Raw genomic sequence first — 19,347 nt, forward strand, 5'->3', positions numbered from 1 at the left:
GCGCTGGGGCGCGGTGATTGGCAGCGGTTTGCTGGCCCCAATCACTGCGCGATCCTTTTCACGGGCAAGCCTGCACACAGGCGGGTCAATCGCCTCAACGCACCAGGCAAGGCCGTTTGTTGTCGAAGGTCCACCCCGGCACCAGGAACTGCATCGCCACGCTGTCATCCCGGGCGCCCAGGCCCATGTTGCGGTAGCACTCATGGGCCTTCATCAGTTGGTCTTCATCCAGTTCGACGCCCAACCCCGGCCGCGTCGGCACCCGTACATGGCCGTCGACGATGCGCAGCGGCTCACGGGTCAGACGCTGGCCGTCCTGCCAGATCCAGTGGGTGTCGATGGCGGTGATCTCGCCCGGCGCAGCAGCCGCCGCCTGGGTGAACATGGCCAGCGAAATATCGAAGTGGTTGTTGGAGTGCGAACCCCAGGTCAGGCCCCAGTCATGGCACATCTGCGCCACCCGCACCGAGCCCTGCAAGGTCCAGAAATGCGGGTCGGCCAACGGGATGTCCACCGACTGCAACTGGATCGCGTGACCCATCTGCCGCCAGTCGGTGGCGATCATGTTGGTGGCGGTGGGCAGGCCGGTGGCGCGGCGGAACTCAGCCATCACTTCGCGGCCGGAATAACCATTCTCCGCGCCGCACGGATCCTCGGCGTAGGCCAGCACATCGTGCTTGTCGCGGCACAGGGCAATGGCCTCCTTCAACGACCAGGCACCGTTGGGGTCGAGGGTGATGCGCGCTTCGGGGAAACGCTCGGCCAGCGCAGTGACAGCCTCCATCTCCTCCTCGCCACGCAGCACGCCCCCCTTGAGCTTGAAGTCGTTGAAGCCGTAGCGGGCCTTGGCGGCCTCAGCCAGGCGCACCACCGCCTCGGGCGTCAGGGCTTGCTCGTGGCGCAAACGTAGCCAGTCGTCATCGGCCTCGGCTTCGTTGCGGTAGGCCAGATCGGTGCGGGTACGGTCGCCGATGTAGAACAGGTAGCCGAGCATCTTCACCGACTCGCGCTGCTGGCCTTCACCCAGCAGCGCTGCCATCGGCACGTTCAGGTGCTGGCCGAGCAGGTCGAGCAGGGCCGACTCGATGGCGGTCACTGCATGCACGGTGATACGCAGGTCGAAGGTCTGCAGCCCGCGCCCGCCAGCATCGCGGTTGGCGAAGGTCTGGCGCATGGCATTGAGCACGCGCTGGTAATGGCCGATCGGCTGGCCGACCACCAGGCTGCGGCTGTCTTCGAGGGTCTGGCGGATGTTCTCGCCGCCAGGCACTTCGCCCAGGCCCGTGTTGCCCGCGCTGTCGCGCAGTACCACGATGTTGCGGGTGAAGAACGGGCTGTGGGCGCCGCTCAGGTTGAGCAGCATGCTGTCGTGGCCGGCCACCGGAATCACGCGCAGGTCGGTGACGACCGGGGTCGAGGAGTGAGGCGTCGTCTGCATGGTCATTGTCCTTGTCTGGCAGGCGTTCAATGGGATTGGCCCAGGGCCGATGGGGCCTTGAGGTCAGGGACAGGGGCACCCTTGGCACGGGTGCGGACGAAGAACACGGCGATGGCGGCCAGCACCGAGGTCACCGCCAGGCCATACAGCCCGCCCTGGATCGAGCCGGTCTGCTGCTCGAGCAGGCCGAAGGTGGTGGGCGCAACGAAGCCGCCGAGGTTGCCCACCGAGTTGATCAGTGCGATCACCGCCGCAGCGATGCGCGCATCCAGGTACCCCTGCGGAATCGGCCAGAACAGCGACGAGGCGGCCTTGAAGCCGATGGCGGCGAAGCACACCGAAACGAAGGCGAACACCGGCCCGCCCGTGGTCGACATGAACATGCCGATGGCGGCCACCACCAGCGCGGCGGCGACCCAGGCCTGCTGGAATCTCCAGCGTGCGGCCCCGGCGGCGAACGCGTACATCGCCAGGATCGAGATCAGCCAGGGGATCGAGTTGAAGAAGCCGACCTGCAGGTCGCTCAGCTCGCCCATGCGCTTGATGATGCTCGGCAGCCAGAAGGTCGCGGCGTAGATGGTCAACTGGATGCAGAAGTAGATCAGGCAGAACAGCAGGATCTGGCGGTCCTTGAGCAGGCGCCAGGCCGAGGTCTTGATCACCCCGCCCGCCTCTCGCTCGCGCTGCTCGCGGTCGATGGCCTCGACCAGCGCATGCTGCTCGGCCTGGCTCAGCCACTTGGCATCCTGCGGGCGGGAGTCGAGCCAGAAGAACACGAAGAAGCACAGGATCACCGAGGCCATGCCCTCGATGAACAGCATCCATTGCCAGCCGTGCAGGCCCATGCCCTGGATCTGCATCAGCGCACCGGCCAGTGGCCCGGAGATCAGCGAGGCCAGGGCCGAGCCGCTGAGAAAGATGGCGATCGCCTTGCCACGTTCAGCGGCGGGCAGCCAGCGGGTGAAGTAGTAGATCACACCGGGGAAAAAGCCGGCTTCGGCGACCCCGAGCAGAAAACGCAGCACGTAGAACTGGGTTTCGTTCTGCACGAAGGCCATGGCGGTGGCGACCAGGCCCCAGGTGAACATGATGCGGGTCAGCCACAGACGCGCACCGACCCGTTGCAGCAGCATGTTCGAAGGCACCTCGAACAACGCATAGCCGATGAAGAACAGACCGGCACCGAAACCATAGGCGGCGGCGCTGATGCCCAGGTCGCTTTCAAGGTGTGGGCGGACGAAGCCGATATTGACGCGGTCCAGGTAGTTGACCACGAACATGATGACGAACAGCGGCAGGACATGGCGCTTGACCTTGGTCACGGCGCTGGCCAGCGCATCGTCGCCGGGCAGGGCAGACGCAGGGGGGGTGTCGTTCACGGGATATCTCCCAGTCATTGTTTTTATTGAGGGTGCTGGCGGTAGACGAGGCAGTTGTCTGACATCCAGGTGGAAATGAGCATATTCCCGGCTGGGTTGTACGACAAGTTGAAAATTGAGCGAAAAAAGCAAAATACAAGCGGTTAACTGGGTAAAAATCGGCGAAATGCTTTTATCACGTCGATTAACCAAGGCAATGGGAGGGTGAATATCAGGATGAAAAAAATCTCTGTGGATAACTTGTCATACAAGTAATGTGAGGGCGTTCAGCCGAGTCCTTTCGCTGAACACGTCGCAGCGGCGAGCCGCCGCTTCCACAGGTATTACTTAGAGCCCACGCCATGCCCCGCACCCACAGCCGCGCCCACGACCTGGTCTCGAGCCTCACCCAGCAATTGCTGCTGGGCACGTTCAAGCCGGGCGACAAGCTGCCCTCGGAAAACACCTTGGTGCGCGACTACGGCGTCAGCCGCACCGTGGTCCGCGAGGCGCTGTCGAAGCTGCAGGCTGCGGGCCTGGTGCAGGCACGTCACGGGATCGGTACGTTCGTCATCGAACGCCAGGCCCGTTCCGGCCTGCGCGTAGGCCCCGAGAACGCGGCCAGCGTGCGCGACCTGCTGGAGCTGCGCATCGGCCTGGAGGGCCAGGCCGCCGCGCTGGCGGCCCTGCGCCGCAACGACCGGCAACTGGCGCAGATGCGCCAGGCCCTGGACGACTACCAGGACCTGGCCGCCGCCGGTGACAGCTGCATCGAAGCCGACCGGCGCTTCCACCTGCTGATCGCCGAGGCCACCGGCAACCTGTATTTCAGCGAGATGATGGCACAACTGGGTGACGGCCTGATCCCGCGCAAGCGCATGGCCCAGGCCGAGCGCGCCGGGGCCAACCTGGCGGGGCATGCTTATCTGGCCAACCTGGAACACGAGGCGATTCTCAACGCCATCCGCCGCCAGGACCCGGACGCGGCCAGGGCAGCGATCTGCCTGCACTTGTCCAACAGCCGTGATCGCCTGCTACCCGACTGAGCTGCGTGCAGCGGGCAAAAAAAATCGCGGAACCGGCGCCCTCCCCCTGGTGCGCAGTTACAGGGGAAAGGCCATCCAGCCCGCGATCAAGCCCACTCGCGTATCAATCCTTCTTGCGATACCCCTCGACGATCGCCGAGAAATCCTTGCCGCCCTCGCCTCGCAAGCTCATGGCCTGGTACAGCTGCTGCGCCACAGCGCCGAGGATCACCGGCTGGTGCGCCTGGCGCGCGGCCTCGGTCGCCAGGCCCAGGTCCTTGAGCATCAGCTCCGCACCGAAACCACCGGTGTAACCGCGCGATGCAGGGGCGGTCTCGATCACGCCCGGCCAGGGGTTGTAGGTATCCGAACTCCAGCAACGGCCCGTCGAGCTGTTGATGATGCCGGCCAGCACCTGGGTGTCGATCCCCAGCGCGTTGCCCAGGGCCATCGCCTCGGACACGCCGATCATCGAGATGCCCAGCAGCAGGTTGTTGCAGATCTTGGCGATCTGCCCAGTGCCGACCTCACCGCAGTGCACGATGTTGCGCCCCATCTGTTCGAGCACCGGCTTGAGCGTGGCGAACAGTTCGGCGCTGGCGCCGACCATGAAGGTCAGGGTGCCGGCCGCCGCGCCGCCGGTGCCACCGGACACCGGCGCATCACCCAGGTCGATGCCCTTGGCCGCCGCGGCCTTGGACACGTCACGGGCGGTCTGCGGGTCGATGGTGCTGCAGTCCACCGCCGGTGTGCCGGGGCGGATGCCGGCGAGCACGCCGTCCTCGTTCAGGTACACGCCGCGCACATGGGCCGCGGCCGGCAGCATGGTGATCACCAGCTCGCTGTTGGCGGCAGCATCCTTGGGCGAGGTGCTGATCTGCCCGCCCAGTTCGGCAAGCTCGGCCAGCACGGTCTTGTTCAGGTCGAACAGGTTGAGCTGATGCCCGGCCTTGATCAGGTTGCGGGCCATGGGCGCGCCCATGTTGCCCAGACCGATGAATGCAATGCGCATGGCAGTCTCCTTAGCGCAGGCTGATGGTGGTGTTCACACCGTCATTGACGCTGTCGTCGTCGAACCAGCGGGCGGTGACGGTCTTGGTCTGAGTGTAGAACTGCACCACCTGCTTGCCGTACGGGCCGAGGTCGCCGAGCTTGGAGCCGCGCGAACCGGTGAAGCTGAAGAACGGCACCGGCACCGGAATCGGGATGTTGATGCCGACCTGGCCGATGTCGATCTCGCTCTGGAACTTGCGCGCTGCCGCGCCGCTCTGGGTGAACAGGCCGGTGCCATTGCCGAACGGGTTGGCGTTGACCAGGGCGATGGCCTCGTCGAGGGTATCGACCTCGAGGGTGACCAGCACCGGGCCGAAGATTTCCTGGGTGTAGATCTGCATGTCGGTCTTCACCCCGGAGAACAGGGTCGGGCCGACGAAGTTGCCCTGCTCGTACCCCGGCACCTTCACGTCGCGGCCATCCAGCTCGAGCTTGGCGCCTTCCTTGATGCCGCTTTCGATCAGCCCCAGCACACGCTCCTTGGCGCGCTTGGAAACCACCGGCCCGACATCGGTGCCCGGCTCGCTGCCGGCATTGACCTTGAGCTTGCTTGCCGCCGCCTTGATATCCGGCAGCCATTCACGCGCCTTGCCCACCAGCACCGCCACCGACGTGGCCATGCAACGCTGGCCTGCCGCACCGAAGGCCGCGCCGACCAGGGCGTTGATGGTCTGGGTGCGGTTGGCGTCGGGCAGCACCACGGCGTGGTTCTTGGCGCCCATCATCGACTGCACGCGCTTCCCGTGCTGGCTGCCAAGGTTGTAGACATGGGTGCCCACCTCGGTGGAGCCGACGAAGGAGATCGCCTTGATGTCCGGGTGGGTGCAGAGCGCATCGACCACCTGCTTGCCGCCGTGCACCACGTTGAGCACACCGGCCGGCACGCCGGCTTCGAGCGCCAGCTCGACCAGCATCATGGTCGACAGCGGGTCCTGCTCGGAGGGCTTGAGGACGAAGGTGTTGCCACAGACGATGGCCATCGGGAACATCCACAGCGGGATCATCGCCGGGAAGTTGAACGGGGTGATGCCGGCGCACACGCCGATGGGCTGGCGCAGGGTGTAGGTGTCGACGCCCCCGGCGACGTTCTCGGCGAACTCGCCCATCTGCAGGGTGCCGATGGACGCCGCATGCTCGACCACTTCCAGGCCACGGAAGATATCGCCTTCTGCGTCGGCCAGGGTCTTGCCTTGCTCGGCGCTCAGGGTCGCGGCGATGCGCTTGCTGTGCTCGCGGATCAACGCCTGCAACTTGAGCATGATGCGCATGCGCGCGCCGATCGGCGTGTCACGCCAGGTCTTGAAGGCTCGTTCGCCAGCAGCGACTGCCGCGGCGACTTCCTCGGGGGTGGCGAAGGGAACGCGCGCCAGTACCTGCTGGGTGGCCGGGTTGACGATGTCGCGCCATTCGGTGGTCTTGGACTCGACCCATTGGCCGTCGATCAGCAGCTTGACCTGCTCGACCTGGGTGTGGGGCGTGTGGGGTGCGTTCATCTGCGCTCTCCTTGGAATTATTGTCGGAACGAAGACGCCTACGCCGCAGCGAACGGGGTGGCGTGCAGGGGCTGAGTTCGAGTATAGATGTGCAAACATCCAACAAGAATGCACAAAAAAACCGGATCAACATGCAAAAAGACCTGACCTCCCTCAGCGCGCTGAACTGGGACGACCTCAAGTTCTTTCTTGAGGTAGCGCGCACCCGCAAGGCCAGCAGTGCAGCCAAACGCCTGGCCGTGGACTACACCACGGTGTCGCGGCGCATCAGCTCGCTGGAAGGGGCGATGGGTACCTTGCTGTTCGAGAAATCGCGAACCAACGGTTTCGTGCTGACCGCCGAAGGCCAGCGCCTGCTGGGCTATGCCGAGTCGATCGAAAGCACCCTGCACATGGCCTGCGAGCAGGTGTCGGGCTCGGGCGTTGCGCTGTCGGGGCACATACGCATGGGGTGCACCGAGGGCTTCGGCAGCTTCTTCGTCACCCCACAGTTGAGCCGCTTCGTCGACACCTGGCCGGCGATCTCGGTGGACATTCTGCCGCTGCCGCACTTCATCAGCCTGTCCAAGCGCGAAGCTGACATCGTCATCGCCCTGGAGCGCCCCGAGCATGGGCCCTACGTGTGCTGCAAGCTGTGCGACTACCGCCTGCGCCTTTATGCCACCCGTGAGTACCTCGACCACCACGAACCGATCCGCCAGGTCGCCGACCTGGTGCGCCATCCGTTCATCAGCTACGTGGACGACCTGGCATTCAGTTCCGAGCTGCTGTACCTGGCCAACCTCATCCCCAACGCCAGCGCCCACCTGCGCAGCACCAGCGTGATCGCACAATACACCGCTGCCCTGCAGGGACGCGGGCTGGCGATCCTGCCGTGCTTCCTGGCGGCGCAGGACGACCGGCTGGTGACGGTGCTACCGCAGGAGGTGGAGGTGACGCGGCAGTTCTGGATGTACTGCCGGGAGGACCTGCGCAAGCTGAAGCGGATCACCCTACTGTGGGATTACATCCGCGATGTGACCGAGGCGAATGCGCCGCTGTTGATGGGGCAGACACGGGAAATGGTGTTTGCGCAGGATTGAGACGGATGGCACCGGTGCCATTCCCCGATTCCTCAGTTCGACGCCACCACGATCGACACCCGCCGATTCTCGGTACGTCCGGCACTGGTGCGGTTGTCTGCCACCGGCTGACTGCTGCCCAACCCACGCGTCTCGATGTTGCGCGGCTGCATGCCGACGTTGATCAACGCCTTGGCCACACTCTGGGCCCGACGCTCGGAGAGCTGCTGGTTATAGGCCGCCTTGCCCGAGGCATCGGCATGGCCATCGACGCGGACATGCTCGATACCCACCGACAGCAACGCCTTGCCGATCCGCTCGACAATCGCCTGGCTCTGGCCGTTGAGCCCGTCCAGGTCACTGCCGAACAGCACCTTGCCCGACAGGTCGAACGCCCAGCCCTCGTCGCTTGGGGTAAACCCTTCGCGTTTGAGCACGGCAATCTGTTCAGGGGTCAGCCCGCTGGGCGGTACGGTCTGGCAACCGGTCAAGGCCAATACAGCCAGCAACATGGCCAGCATGGAAAAACGCAGTAGGGAAACGGGGTGTTTCACGGTTCAGCTCCTGTTGTTCATATCCTTGGCTCAGCGTTCCGTCTGGGCCACTTGCCAATGGCCGCGGCGATTGCGCTTGGCCTGGTACATCGCCGCATCGGCGGCATTGAGCAGACTGGCCGAATCCTGGCCATCGTCTGGGTAATAGGCGATACCGACACTCAGCGAGGTGCTGACGCGCTGGCCATCGTCCAGCAGGATCGGCAGCCTCATGCTGGCGACGATCTTCTCGGCGATGCGCTGGGCATCCTCGCGCGAATGAAGGGGGGTCAGCAGTACCGCGAATTCGTCACCGCCAAGGCGCGCCACCAGGTCGTGCTCGCGCAACTGCGCACGCACGCGGCTGGCGATATTGATCAGCACCTCGTCGCCAACGGCATGGCCAAGGTTGTCGTTGATTTGCTTGAAGTGGTCACTGTCGAGGAATAGCAGCGCCAAATGGTCCTGCTGCCGGGCGGCGTTGCGCAGGCAACGGTTGAGGCGCCCTTCGAAGAAGGCGCGATTGGGCAGGCCGGTGAGGCTGTCATGGCTGGCCTGGTGCGCGAGGGTCTCGTTCTCGCTCTGCAAGTGGCTCTGCCAGACCTCCAGCTCGTCGAGCAGCGCGTTGAAGTCGTTGCCCAGCTCATTGAGCTCGGCAATCCGCGTCTCGGGCACGCGCCGGTCGAAGCTGCGCTCGCGCCGCGCCGCATGGGCGACGCTGGCCAGGCCCCGCAGAGGACGGACGATATCGCCGAACAGCCGGCGCGACAGGTGGATGGCGACTGCGGCGCTGAGCAAGCTGCAAAAGAGGATGCCCGCCAGGCCGCTGAGCAGGAAACGCAGCAGGCTGCCGCCCTGGCCCAGCAGCTCGATGTGTCCGACCGTGCGCTGCTGACGGACGATCGGCAGGTGGATGGCCTCGCCCAGCAAGGCCTTGGCCACCTGGCGCTGCAGTGGTGCCAGCAAGCCCGTGTCATCGCGTTGCCAGTGCGCCAGCAGCTCGCCCTGGCTGTCGAAGACCTTGGCATCTGCCACCTCTTCGGTGGCGGCAATCACCGCCAGGGCTTCACTGGCCGCCCCGCTGTCGTCGAACACCACCGCCGCCTCCACGGTATAGCTGATCGAGCGGGCGATCAGGTGCAGGTTGTGATTGGCATAGACGCGCAATGCCGCTACCCCGAGCACGGTCAGGGACACGCCCACGAGTCCGACGGCGATCAGCGCGACACCCAGGTGCCCTCGCCCCAGCACTGACCGCAAGGTCGGCCGCGTCCTGCGGCTGCCGGTAAGTTTCATGGTTGCGCCGCCCTGCGCCGCGACAATTGCAGCACGCTGGGGTGGATGCGCACGCCACTGCGCGCCACCGAGTCGAGGTTCACATCGAAGCTGACCTGTTCGTCATCGACGTGCAGGCAGAACAGGCTGCCGACGGTGCACGGGTCATCGGCCTCGCTGATACTCAAGACCGGATGCCCGACCAGAGCCTGGAACAGGCGGTCACGCTGTCCGGCGTCGAGCTTGCCGATGTACACCGCGTCGCAGGCGCCGGAAACGCCCGAATCGTCGACGAGCAGGCGACGCACCTGTAGGGGCTGGCCGGCATTCTGCACATTGCCCTTGATCAGGTCGTCGGCATATTCGGTGGGGCCGACCAGGCACAGGCGCAGCGGCGAAGGATCAGCAGGCCAGCGGGCATAGCTGAAGATACCCAGCACGACCTGGGTCACCGCTTTGGCGCGTTGCTGCACCTGGGCTGCAGTGGCAGGGGGGTCCGCCCAGGCCGGTGAGGCGAACAGCGACAGGGCGGCAATCACTAGCGAAAGCACACAGCCCGTCACTCGCCCCCTGGGCGAGACAACCACTGTCATGTGGGAAATCTCTCAAATTAGATTCAGATAACCCGCACGATAGCATAAGGCCGCAGTGCCAAGGTATTGACGAATGTCACCCTTGGTCGAGCATTAGGCCAGAAATCCGACGCACCTTGCGCTCGACAGCCTCCTCAAAGACCCCCGCCCGTGGTTCCACCAGGCTGAAGCAGTGCTTGGCACGGGTGATGCCGGTGTACACCAGTTCCTTGGTCAGCACAGGATTTAGCGCATCAGGCAACACCAGCGCGGTATGGCTGAACTCCGAGCCCTGGGACTTGTGTACGGTCATGGCGAACACCGTTTCCACTTCATTGAGGCGACTGGGCAACACGAAGCGCACCCCGCCCGAGCCGTCGTTACGCGGGAAGGCGACCCTCAGCAATGGCTCGCCATTCTCGTCGGGCAGGCGCAGGGCGATGCCGATATCACCGTTCATCAGGCCGAGGCCGTAGTCATTGCGGGTGACCAGCACCGGACGGCCCTCGTACCAGGGCTGGCGGGTATCGATCAGCCCAGCGTTGTGCAGCACCCGCGCCACACGCTCGTTCAGCCCTTCCACCCCCCAGGGCCCTTTGCGCACCGCGCACAGCAGCTGGAAGCTTTCGAAGCTGTTGAGCACCAGGGCAGCCCATTGCTCCCACGCCGGAACATCGGCGGGGGTGCCGGGCGCCGGCCGATGGCGACCGATACTGCGCAGATAGTGGCGATACCCCTGCGGGCCGTCCTCACCGCGGCCCAGGCCGTCCAGCAGCAGACGATCGAAGGCGCGGTCATGCTCGCCGCGCAGGGACAGGCCGAACACATCCTCAGGCGGCATGCTAAGCAGATCCCGCGCCTGACGGGCCTGCTGCAGGTTGACCAGGCGCGCCAACTGGCCAATGCCACTGCCTTCGCCGAAACGCCGGGAGTAACGCAACATCACCACCTGCTGGGCCAGCGCATGCTGGTGCGCATCACCTGGCTGCAGACCGCTGCCCTGCAGCGATTGGCCGCCGACCTGCTCGAGCCAGGCCTGGGTGGCGGGCGTGTAACGCCCTTCTTCGGCATACCGACACAGGTCGCCGAGCACCGCGCCGGCCTCCACCGAGGCCAACTGGTCCTTGTCGCCCAGCAGCACCAGGCGAGCCTGCGCTGGCAAGGCATCAAGCAGGTTGGCCATCATTTCCAGATCGATCATCGACGCTTCATCGACCACCAGCACGTCCAGCGGCAGTGGGTTACCGGCGTGATGCCGAAAATGCCGCGAACCGGGGCGACTGCCCAGCAGGCGGTGTACCGTGCTCACTTCGGTAGGAATCTGCGCCCGCACCTCGGCGCTGACCCGCAAACGCTCGACCTGTTGGCCGATGGATTCGGTCAGGCGCGCAGCAGCCTTGCCGGTGGGTGCGGCCAGGCGGATGCGCAAGGGCCTGCCCTGCTCCACCGCCGGTCCCTGGAGCAAGGCCAGCAAGCGTACGACCGTGGTGGTCTTGCCGGTGCCCGGGCCACCGGTGATGATGCTGAACGCGGCACGCGTCGCCAGGGCACAGGCGAGCTTCTGCCAGTCCACCTGACCGGCCGGGGCGCCGTCCTCGAACAACTGCTCCAGGCGCGCGGGCAGGTCGGCGGGAATCGACTCATCTGCCACGATGCGTTGCTGCAGCGACCGGTCGATACGCCGTTCATAGCTCCAGTAACGGCGCAGGTACAGACGCTGGCCGCTGAGTACCAGGGGCCGCGCGTCCTGGCCCTCGGCATCGCCCAACGCCACCAGCCGACTGGCCGCGATGCGCTGGCGCCAGGTGCTCGGTTCAAGCGTGGCGAGCAACTGCGACGGCAACAGCAACGGCCCCGCCAGTGCATCGCCCTCTGGCGGCAGCGACAAGGCGAAATCGGGCTCGGCCAGGGTCTGCTCGAGGTCGAGGCAGACATGCCCATGCCCCAACTGGTGACTGGCCAGCGCCGCAGCCAGCAACAGCAAGGGATCGCTGCCCGCCTCACGCTCCTCGAGGAAGCTGACGAATGCCCGGTCCAGCGCACGCAACCAACCGCGCTCGACCCAACGGTCGAGCAGGGCCAGCAGGTCCTGGCTGTGTTTCAACGGCGCAAGGGCCGCCAGGTGCTCGGCCTGCAACGGTGTCGGCAACAGGTCATCGAGGGTGCGGCTCATGGTGCGGCTCCGGCAAACAGGTCCTGCTGCTCGGGCGCACAGGCGCCCCGAAACAACGCATCGAGCTGCTCGATCAGCTCACGGGGCGGCCGGGCGAAATACAGGCCATGACCGGCGCTGCCGATACCGCGCAGGAAGATGAACAGGGCACCGCCCACATGGCGGTCGTAGTCGTAGTCGGGCAGCCGTGCGCGCAACTGGCGATGCAGGGCCAGCAGGTAGAGCACGTACTGCAAGTCGTAGCGGTGGTCGAGGATCGCCTGTTCCATGGCCAGGGCACTGTAGGCGCTGCCATCGGGGCCGAGCCAGTTGGACTTGTAGTCGGCCACGTAGTAGCGCCCGTCCAGCTCGAACGCCAGGTCGATGAAGCCCTTGAACATGCCATTGAGCTGGGTCGCCAGCGCTGCCGGTCGCGCGGCGCCACCGTGGGTGTGGCGGACGACGAGCTGGTCGAGGCGCAGCACGTCGACCTGATGGCTGGCGAACCAGAACTCCATCTCGATCTGGTACTGCTGAAGCTGCGCCAGGGTCAGGACCGGGCCATCCGACGACAGCGGCATGGCCTGGGTCAGCAGCTGCTGCAGCCAGGGCACCAGGGTCGGGATCCATCCGGTCCAGTCACGGCGGTTGCAGCGTTGGCCGACAGTGCGTTCGATCAACGCAGGCTGGCTGACCACGTCGGCAAACCCTTCACGCCCGGCCCACTCGAGCAGGCCGTGAAGGAAGGTGCCGGGGTTCGGCCCGCGAGGGAAGCGGTGGATATCGCCGTTTTCCGCCGGGACTTCACGCAGCCGCTGTGCGTCGACGTTTTCATCGTCGAGCAATTGCTGGGCCTGGGAGCTGTCGGCGCCGAGACTCTGGTCGCCGACGCGCAAGGCGCTGTAGGAGGCGATCCACCACTGCTCTGCCGCGGCGCGGCGCGGCTTGCGTGCAGGCAGGTGTTCAGCGCCGTCCTGCGGCGCGCGATAACACTGTTCGTCAGCTTCGGGCAGCGGTGTACAGACAATGGGCGCACCCTCGGCACACAGCGCCTGCAGCCAGTCGGCCAACTGCACGGAAGCCGCCAATGGGACGCCTCCGCCCAGCAGGTAACCCAGACCCGAGCGGTGCAATTGCGAGGTTTTCTGGCTGCCGCGCTTGAGGTCGGCAACACCCAGCCAGCAGGCATGTTGGGCGCGGGTCAGGGCCACGTAGAGCAGGCGCAGGTCTTCGGCCAGACGCTCATCGTCGGCCAGGGCGATCTGCTCGTCGGTGGGGGTGAGCGTCAGCAGCACCTGGCCATCCTCGTCGTGCCAGGCCAATGGCAGGCGCTGGCCATCCACCGGTTTGCTGGTGCAGATGAACGGCAGGTAGACCAGCGGGTACTCCAGGCCCTTGGATTTGTGGATGGTCACGACCTTGACCAGTTGCTCGTCGCTCTCCAGGCGCAGGATCTGCTCTTCACCGGCCTGCCCGGCATTGGCCAGGTGCTCGGCCAGGTGACGGATCAGGGCCTGCTCGCCATCCAGCTCTCCGGCCGCCTGTTGCAGCAGTTCGGCCAAGTGCAGCAGGTTGGTCAGCACACGTTCACCGTCGGTGCGAGCGATCAACGTGCGTGGCAGCTGGAAGTCATGCAGCAGGCGGCGCAGCATGGGCAGCACGCCCTGGCGCTGCCAGGTGTCGCGGTACAGACGAAAACGCATCACCCAGTCTTCCCAGACCCGCTCGTCCTGGTTAAGCCGCTCCAGTTCGAGCAACGGCAGGTCCAGCGTCAGGCTGGCCAGGGCGGCCTTGAGCAGGCGCTCGGCGTCGGGCTCGGCGCAGGCCTTGAGCCAGGCCAGCAGGTCGTGGGCTTCCTGGGCGGCAAAGACCGAATCCTTGTCCGACAGATAGACACTGCGTACCCCACGGGCAGCCAGCTCGGCACGGACCAACTGCGCCTCGCGGCCATCGCGCACCAGGATGGCGATGTCCGAAGGCAGGCAGCCGCGCACTTCGCCCTGCGCATTGGCAAACCCCGTCACACCTCGTTGGCCGCCGTTGAGCAGGGCAACGATATGGCTGGCGCAGCTGGCGGCCAGTTGCTGACGATACAGTGTGTTGGCAACCGGCTCGTCACTGTGCAACTGCCAGCAATGCAGGGCGGCGCAGGGCTGGCCGTCGATCAGCAGGCGCTCGCTGCGGCCCTTGGCATGAACTTCGATGAACGGCAGCGGGTTGTCGTTGGCCTCGCGGAACAGGAACGCCCCCTTGCCTTCGGGGCGTTGCTCGGCCAGCAGGAACACGCGGTTGACCGCCTCGACCATGGCCTGGCTGGAGCGGTAGTTGGTGTCCAGGCTGTGCAGGCGCCCAGCCGTGGCACGGCGGGCACCGAGGTAGGTGAAGATATCGGCGCCGCGGAAGGCGTAGATCGCCTGCTTGGGGTCGCCGATCATGAACAGGCCGGTTTCCGGGCGGTTTTCGGCGATCCGGTAGATGCGCTCGAAGATGCCGTACTGCACCGGATCGGTGTCCTGGAACTCGTCGATCAAGGCCACGGGGAACTGCTCGCGGATCAGCGCGGCAAGGCGCTCGCCGGCCTCGCTACGCAGCGCTTGCTCGAGGCGCAACAGCATATCGTCGAAGCCCATTTCGGCGCGCCGGCGCTTCTCCACTTCGAAACGCGCCGCCACCCACGCGGCAGCATGTTCTAGCACCGCCGAATCGGGGCCAGGCAGCCCCTGCAACGTTTCGCGCAGTGTCTCCATGGCGTGTAATGCCGGATGCTCCGGTGGCTCGCCCGATTTCCAGGCCTCGGCCATGCCTGCAGGCGTCAGGCGGGTGAAGCCGGTACCCAGGTCGAGCTCCATGGCCTGCTCGTCACCCGCCCAGGCGCGCAGTTTGTCGAACCAGGGGTCGAAGAAACGCGCCTGCAACTTGCGGCCATCGACCTGCTTGGCGGCCACCGCTGCGCGGCAGATTTCGTGCAGCTCGTCGGCCCACTGGACCCAGGGAGCCTTGAGCGCGCCCAGTTGCGCCTGACGTCGCTGCAGGGCGGATTCGATCAGCGCCTGTGGATCGGCACCGTCGTCTTCCCTGCTGACACGGCCGAACAGTGGACGGATGCGCGGCAGCAACGCGTCCGGGCTCACCCAATGGCTGCGCACCCAGGCCAGCGCTTCGCCCTGCATGCCGTAGCAGAAGCGCCGCCAGTAATCGCGCATGACCTGGCCGAGCAGCTCGCTGTGATCGGTCTCCAGGCTCTGGGTGAACAGGCTGCCGCTGTCGAAGGCATGCTCGCGCAGCATGCGCTGGCACCAGCCGTGAATGGTCGAGACCGCCGCTTCGTCCATCCACTGCACTGCGACCTCCAGGCGACTGGCGCAACGGCCCCAGTGCTCCTGTGGATAATCGTCGCGCAGCAGGTGCAGCAAGGGGTCGGCGTCGTCCAGCTCGCCCCTGAAGAAACGTGCAGCCTCGGCCAGGCGCGCGCGAATCCGCTCGCGCAGCTCCTTGGTCGCAGCGTCGGTGAAGGTCACGACGAGAATCTGCGGCGGCAGCAGCTCGCGGGCGAAGCCTTGCTCGCCGCCATGGCCGAGGATCAGACGCAGGTAGAGTGCCGAGATGGTGAAGGTCTTGCCGGTGCCGGCACTGGCTTCGATCAGCTGGCTGCCGTGCAGGGGAAAGCTCAGGGCCAGGGGACGGGCCTGGGTCATGCGACGGTCTCCGGATTGCCTTGGGTCTGCCAGGCGGCGGCAAACAGGGGTCGGTAGAGGGATTCGCACCAGCCTTCGAAGGTCTCGTCAGCCGTGAGCGCAGCAAAGTCGCGGAACTGACGCATCAGTGCAAGGCTCTCGCTGCGCTCGCCGAAGCTGTTCTGGCCGTCGCCTTCATAGGCGCGCTCGGCGGCAGCCTGGGCTTTGTCCGGGTCTGGCTGGGCCAGCCAGGCGAAAGCAGTCTTGGGCGCCACCGGCAGGGGCGCATTCATTGCAGCCTGACGCGCCACCAGAAGATCGGCAAGCAGATCCCCCGCCTGTGCCGCGGCCATCGGTGCGAGCAGCAAGGTGCGGTCACTGGCGACCAGGGCCGTGTGCAATGGATAACCGGCAGCGCAGGCCGCCAGGTGCATGACCCACGCAGGAATCAGCCGATGCCATTTGAGACTGTTGCGCCCGGCACCCAGGCTGCTGGGCACGGTGGTGATGCTCAGAAGGCTCTGTTCATCATCCTGATAGACGCGCCCAAGCCAACCTTCCAGGCGCTGCGGGCCGCGCTCGAAGTGCAGCGGCAGAGCGCCATCTACCACGGTATGCCAGCGCTGCAACAGCTGGCGATGGCGCTGCAGCAGGTCTGGCAAGGGCTGGATCAATTCCGCCTGCAGCGACTCGCCGAAGCCCGCCAATGGCAGCAGCCCGCATGCCTGCAGGCGTCGGGCCTGGGTACGCAGCGCCTGTTCGGCGTCGTCGGGTGCGGCCAATGCAGCGCCCAGCAGCCGCTCGCTGAGGCTGTAGCGTTGCAGGGCATCGAGCACGAAAGGCTCCTCGTCCGGCGTTGGCGCCTCCAGCGCTTCGAAGAACACCTTCAGGCGCTGGCTGAAGAAATGCCTGACCGGATGGCGAAGAAAATCCTGCAGTTGCGTCAGGTTCAGTGGCTCATCGCTGTCGTAGGGCGGCAGCGCCTGATCGACCTCCGAGGCCGGCTCGACGGGCTGATGCAAGACCTGCCACTCGTGGGCGTAGCTGAACAGTGCGCTGCCCTTCTGGAAGTAGCGCTGGCTGAAGGGTTGCAGGGGATGCTCCTGGGTCAGGGCATGCAACAACTGCTGGCCGGGGTCATCACGCTGGCCTTGCTGGGCACCGGCCAGCTGCCAACCGGCGGCAAGATGGTCGCGCAACTGGCCGACCAGCACCGAGGCGGGGCGTTCGCTGTTGTCGCGAATACTGCGTCCGACCCAACTCACATAGAGTTGGTCGCGGGCAGACAGCAGCGCCTCGAGCAGCAGGTAGCGGTCATCTTCGCGGCGCGAACGATCGCCAGGACGGTAATCGCTGGCCATCAGATCGAAGTCCAACGGCGGCTGGGCGCGAGGATAGTCGCCGTCGTTCATGCCCAGCAGGCAGACTACGCGGAATGGGATGGCGCGCATGGGCATCAAGGTGCAGAAGTTCACCGAGCCGGCCAGGAAACGCTGGGACAGCTTGCCCTGGTCCAACCCCGACAGCCAGGCCTCGCGCACGACCGTGAGCGGCAGTGGATCGTACAGGCCGACGGTCTCGCAGGTTTCCAGCCAGGTATCACGCAGGTCCTGCAATTGCACCAGCAGCAGCTCGTCGTGCTCCTCCTCGGCGAGGAAGAACACCTGCAACAGCGCATGCAGGCGCGCCCCCCACGCCACGGGGCTGGCCGGCTCGGCGAGTGTCTGGAACGCCACGTCCAGGGCATCGAGCAGGGCCACCAGCGGGCCGATAAGGGCCGCGTCGAGGCCACCGATCTCGTCATAGGGCTCAATGCCGTCACAGGCCTCGCCGACACCTACGGCGTAACCCAGCAGCATCCGGCGCAGGCCGAACCGCCAACTGTTCTGCTCCAGGCCTTCGGGCAACCCGAGGCGGGCACGTTGTTCACCGCTCAGGCCCCAACGGATGCCGGCCCCCTCGATCCAGCGGTGCAGGGTCGGCAGGTCACTCTCCTTGATCCCGAAGCGGGCGCGCACGGCGGGGACGTCGAGCAGGTCGAGGATCTCGCTCACGGCGAAACGGCTGTCGGGGAGCTTGAGCAGATGCTCCAGGGCGATCAGCAATGGATCGCGGCCGCGCTGGCCCTGGTCGGTGAGGGTGAAGGGGATGTAGCGCGGATCATGGCGGTCGAGTTGGCCGAAGACAGCGCGGATATGCGGGGCGTAGTCATCGATGGCCGGAAGCATGACGATGACGTCGCGCGGACGCAGGGTCGGATCGCTGCTGAAGCGCGCAAGCAACTGGTCGTGGAGGATCTCCACTTCGCGCTGCGGACTATGGGCGATGTGGAAACGTACCGAACGGTCGCGGCTGGGATCGATGGCAGGCCAGGTGTCGCGGGTTTCAGCCAGGGGACGCAGTTCGAGGATGTCGTCCTGCAACTGGTTGAGCAACGTGGTGGGCTGGGCGTCGCTGAACAGGTCGATACGCCCGTCGCTGAAGACACCACGGTAACTGTTGGGATCATCGTAGCTATCGAGCAGGTTGATGTAGTCACGGCCCTGCTTGCCCCAGGCCGCCAGCAGCGGATGAGCGTGCTGGTGCATCGATTCGTCGTCCAGTTGCAGGGGCATGCCGTGCTTGCGCTGTTGGCGCTTGTACTGGTGCCGGAGCAGGTCTTTGTCCGCGACGATATCCCCCCAATGATGGCGGCAAGGGTTGTGCACGCACAGCAATACCTGGCTGAAGCGGGCCAGCCCGGCCAGGGCTTCAAGGGCCTGGGCCGGCAGCGACGAGATACCAAAGACGATTACCCGCGACGGCAGGCCCGCGGGAGCTTGCTCAAGAGTATCCATGCGCGCGATGAAACGCTGATGGACGCCGGCACGGCTCTGCGCCATCCCCTCTGCACCGACATCGTCGAGCAATGCACGCCACAACTCGGCCTGCCAGCGGTTGCCATCCGCCAGGGGCTTGCGCTCGCCGCGGGCGGTGTTGAGCACGTGCTCTCCAGCGGCCCAGTCCTTGAGCCAGTCGGCGCGGTAGACCTGGTATTGGTCGAACAAGTCAGCCAGACGTTCGGCGAGCTGGTAGCGCTTGCGCAGGTCGTTGTCGTCGGTGAGAAAACGCTTGAGTGGCTCGAAGTGCGGTCGCTCGATCAGTGCTGGCAGCAAGCGCACCAGGCGCCAGGTCAGCGGTGCCTTGTCGAGCAGCGACACCTCGGGAATCTCGTCGCGGCCCAGCACGAGACGATAGAGCTGCCACATGAAAGTGCCGGGCAACTGGACGTCGATGGCCGCCGCGATACCGCAGCCGCCTTGATCATCGTCCTGCGGATCTTCGGCCAGTGCGAGCTTGAGCCATTGGGCAATACCGTTGCTCTGCACCAGGGCGATTTCATTCTCCAGAGGCGCCAGGGGATAGTTGCGCATCACGCTCACGACCAGGTTGCGCAAATCGTCCAGGCGGTTGCCCTGGACGATCATGAAACCTGGGTGCAGTGACGTGCTGTTGGCCATTGGGTGCTCTCTGGAAGACGGGGTGCGCTGACGGAACCATACCCTGTAGAGGCAGGCTTGTCCCGTGGCGTGCGTGGTGTCGGCGCGGGGGAGCGATGAGATCTGGCGAACGCCAGAAAGACAAAACCCCTACCTGCTCGCGCAGATAGGGGTTTTGCGAAATGAATCTTGACGATGACCTACTCTCACATGGGGAAACCCCACACTACCATC

General features: G+C 65.6%; 12 protein-coding genes. 2 read left to right on the top strand and 10 right to left on the bottom strand.

Annotation, left to right across the window (positions count from 1 at the left end):
- Positions 1-94: 94 nt before the first annotated feature.
- Together gudD and ACNFHO_RS26095 are read right to left on the bottom strand one after the other, a co-directional pair.
- A complete protein-coding gene (gene gudD / locus ACNFHO_RS26090) occupies positions 95-1,444 on the bottom strand; it encodes a glucarate dehydratase (protein WP_416767830.1) in 1,350 nt (449 codons plus the stop codon).
- A gap of 20 nt (positions 1,445-1,464) precedes the next feature.
- Complete coding sequence (locus ACNFHO_RS26095) at positions 1,465-2,817, bottom strand: MFS transporter (protein ID WP_414154317.1); 1,353 nt, start codon at positions 2,815-2,817, stop codon at positions 1,465-1,467.
- Between the two features lie 341 nt (positions 2,818-3,158).
- Here ACNFHO_RS26095 and ACNFHO_RS26100 point away from each other — a divergent pair, with 341 nt between their 5' ends.
- Positions 3,159-3,842 carry a FadR/GntR family transcriptional regulator gene (locus tag ACNFHO_RS26100; RefSeq protein WP_112899230.1) on the top strand — a complete coding sequence of 228 codons (684 nt, stop codon included), beginning with the start codon at positions 3,159-3,161 and terminating at the stop codon, positions 3,840-3,842.
- 103 nt (positions 3,843-3,945) lie between these two features.
- Here the strand turns inward: ACNFHO_RS26100 and mmsB are convergent, their stop codons facing one another.
- The gene (mmsB, locus tag ACNFHO_RS26105; RefSeq protein ID WP_112899231.1) at positions 3,946-4,833 is read right to left on the bottom strand and encodes a 3-hydroxyisobutyrate dehydrogenase; all 888 of its coding nucleotides are present in this window, start codon (positions 4,831-4,833) and stop codon (positions 3,946-3,948) included.
- A gap of 10 nt (positions 4,834-4,843) precedes the next feature.
- Positions 4,844-6,367 carry a CoA-acylating methylmalonate-semialdehyde dehydrogenase gene (locus tag ACNFHO_RS26110; protein ID WP_112899232.1) on the bottom strand — a complete coding sequence of 508 codons (1,524 nt, stop codon included), beginning with the start codon at positions 6,365-6,367 and terminating at the stop codon, positions 4,844-4,846.
- 131 nt (positions 6,368-6,498) lie between these two features.
- Here ACNFHO_RS26110 and ACNFHO_RS26115 point away from each other — a divergent pair, with 131 nt between their 5' ends.
- Positions 6,499-7,449 carry a LysR family transcriptional regulator gene (locus tag ACNFHO_RS26115; RefSeq protein WP_063546220.1) on the top strand — a complete coding sequence of 317 codons (951 nt, stop codon included), beginning with the start codon at positions 6,499-6,501 and terminating at the stop codon, positions 7,447-7,449.
- Positions 7,450-7,481: 32 nt separating this feature from the next.
- Here ACNFHO_RS26115 and ACNFHO_RS26120 read toward each other — a convergent pair whose 3' ends face one another.
- The 6 genes from ACNFHO_RS26120 to recC form a co-directional block, all read right to left on the bottom strand.
- Positions 7,482-7,949: an OmpA family protein gene (locus tag ACNFHO_RS26120; protein ID WP_416767837.1), complete on the bottom strand. Its 468-nt coding sequence runs from the start codon at positions 7,947-7,949 to the stop codon at positions 7,482-7,484.
- Between the two features lie 63 nt (positions 7,950-8,012).
- A complete protein-coding gene (locus ACNFHO_RS26125) occupies positions 8,013-9,257 on the bottom strand; it encodes a diguanylate cyclase domain-containing protein (protein WP_063546222.1) in 1,245 nt (414 codons plus the stop codon).
- On the bottom strand, positions 9,254-9,829 hold the full coding sequence (locus ACNFHO_RS26130) for a YfiR family protein (RefSeq protein WP_416767831.1): 576 nt from the start codon (positions 9,827-9,829) through the stop codon (positions 9,254-9,256). The genes ACNFHO_RS26125 and ACNFHO_RS26130 overlap by 4 nt, the downstream gene beginning before the upstream one ends.
- 76 nt (positions 9,830-9,905) lie before the next feature.
- A complete protein-coding gene (gene recD, locus ACNFHO_RS26135) occupies positions 9,906-11,981 on the bottom strand; it encodes an exodeoxyribonuclease V subunit alpha (protein WP_416767832.1) in 2,076 nt (691 codons plus the stop codon).
- Complete coding sequence (recB, locus tag ACNFHO_RS26140) at positions 11,978-15,655, bottom strand: exodeoxyribonuclease V subunit beta (RefSeq protein ID WP_416767833.1); 3,678 nt, start codon at positions 15,653-15,655, stop codon at positions 11,978-11,980. The genes recD and recB overlap by 4 nt, the downstream gene beginning before the upstream one ends.
- Entirely contained in the window at positions 15,652-19,134 is a 3,483-nt protein-coding gene (gene recC / locus ACNFHO_RS26145; protein ID WP_416767834.1) for an exodeoxyribonuclease V subunit gamma, read from the bottom strand. Before recC ends, recB begins: the two co-directional genes overlap by 4 nt.
- Between the last annotated feature and the right edge of the window lie 213 nt (positions 19,135-19,347).

Source organism: Pseudomonas sp. NY15374, assembly GCF_048068255.1.
Lineage (GTDB): Bacteria > Pseudomonadota > Gammaproteobacteria > Pseudomonadales > Pseudomonadaceae > Aquipseudomonas > Aquipseudomonas machongensis.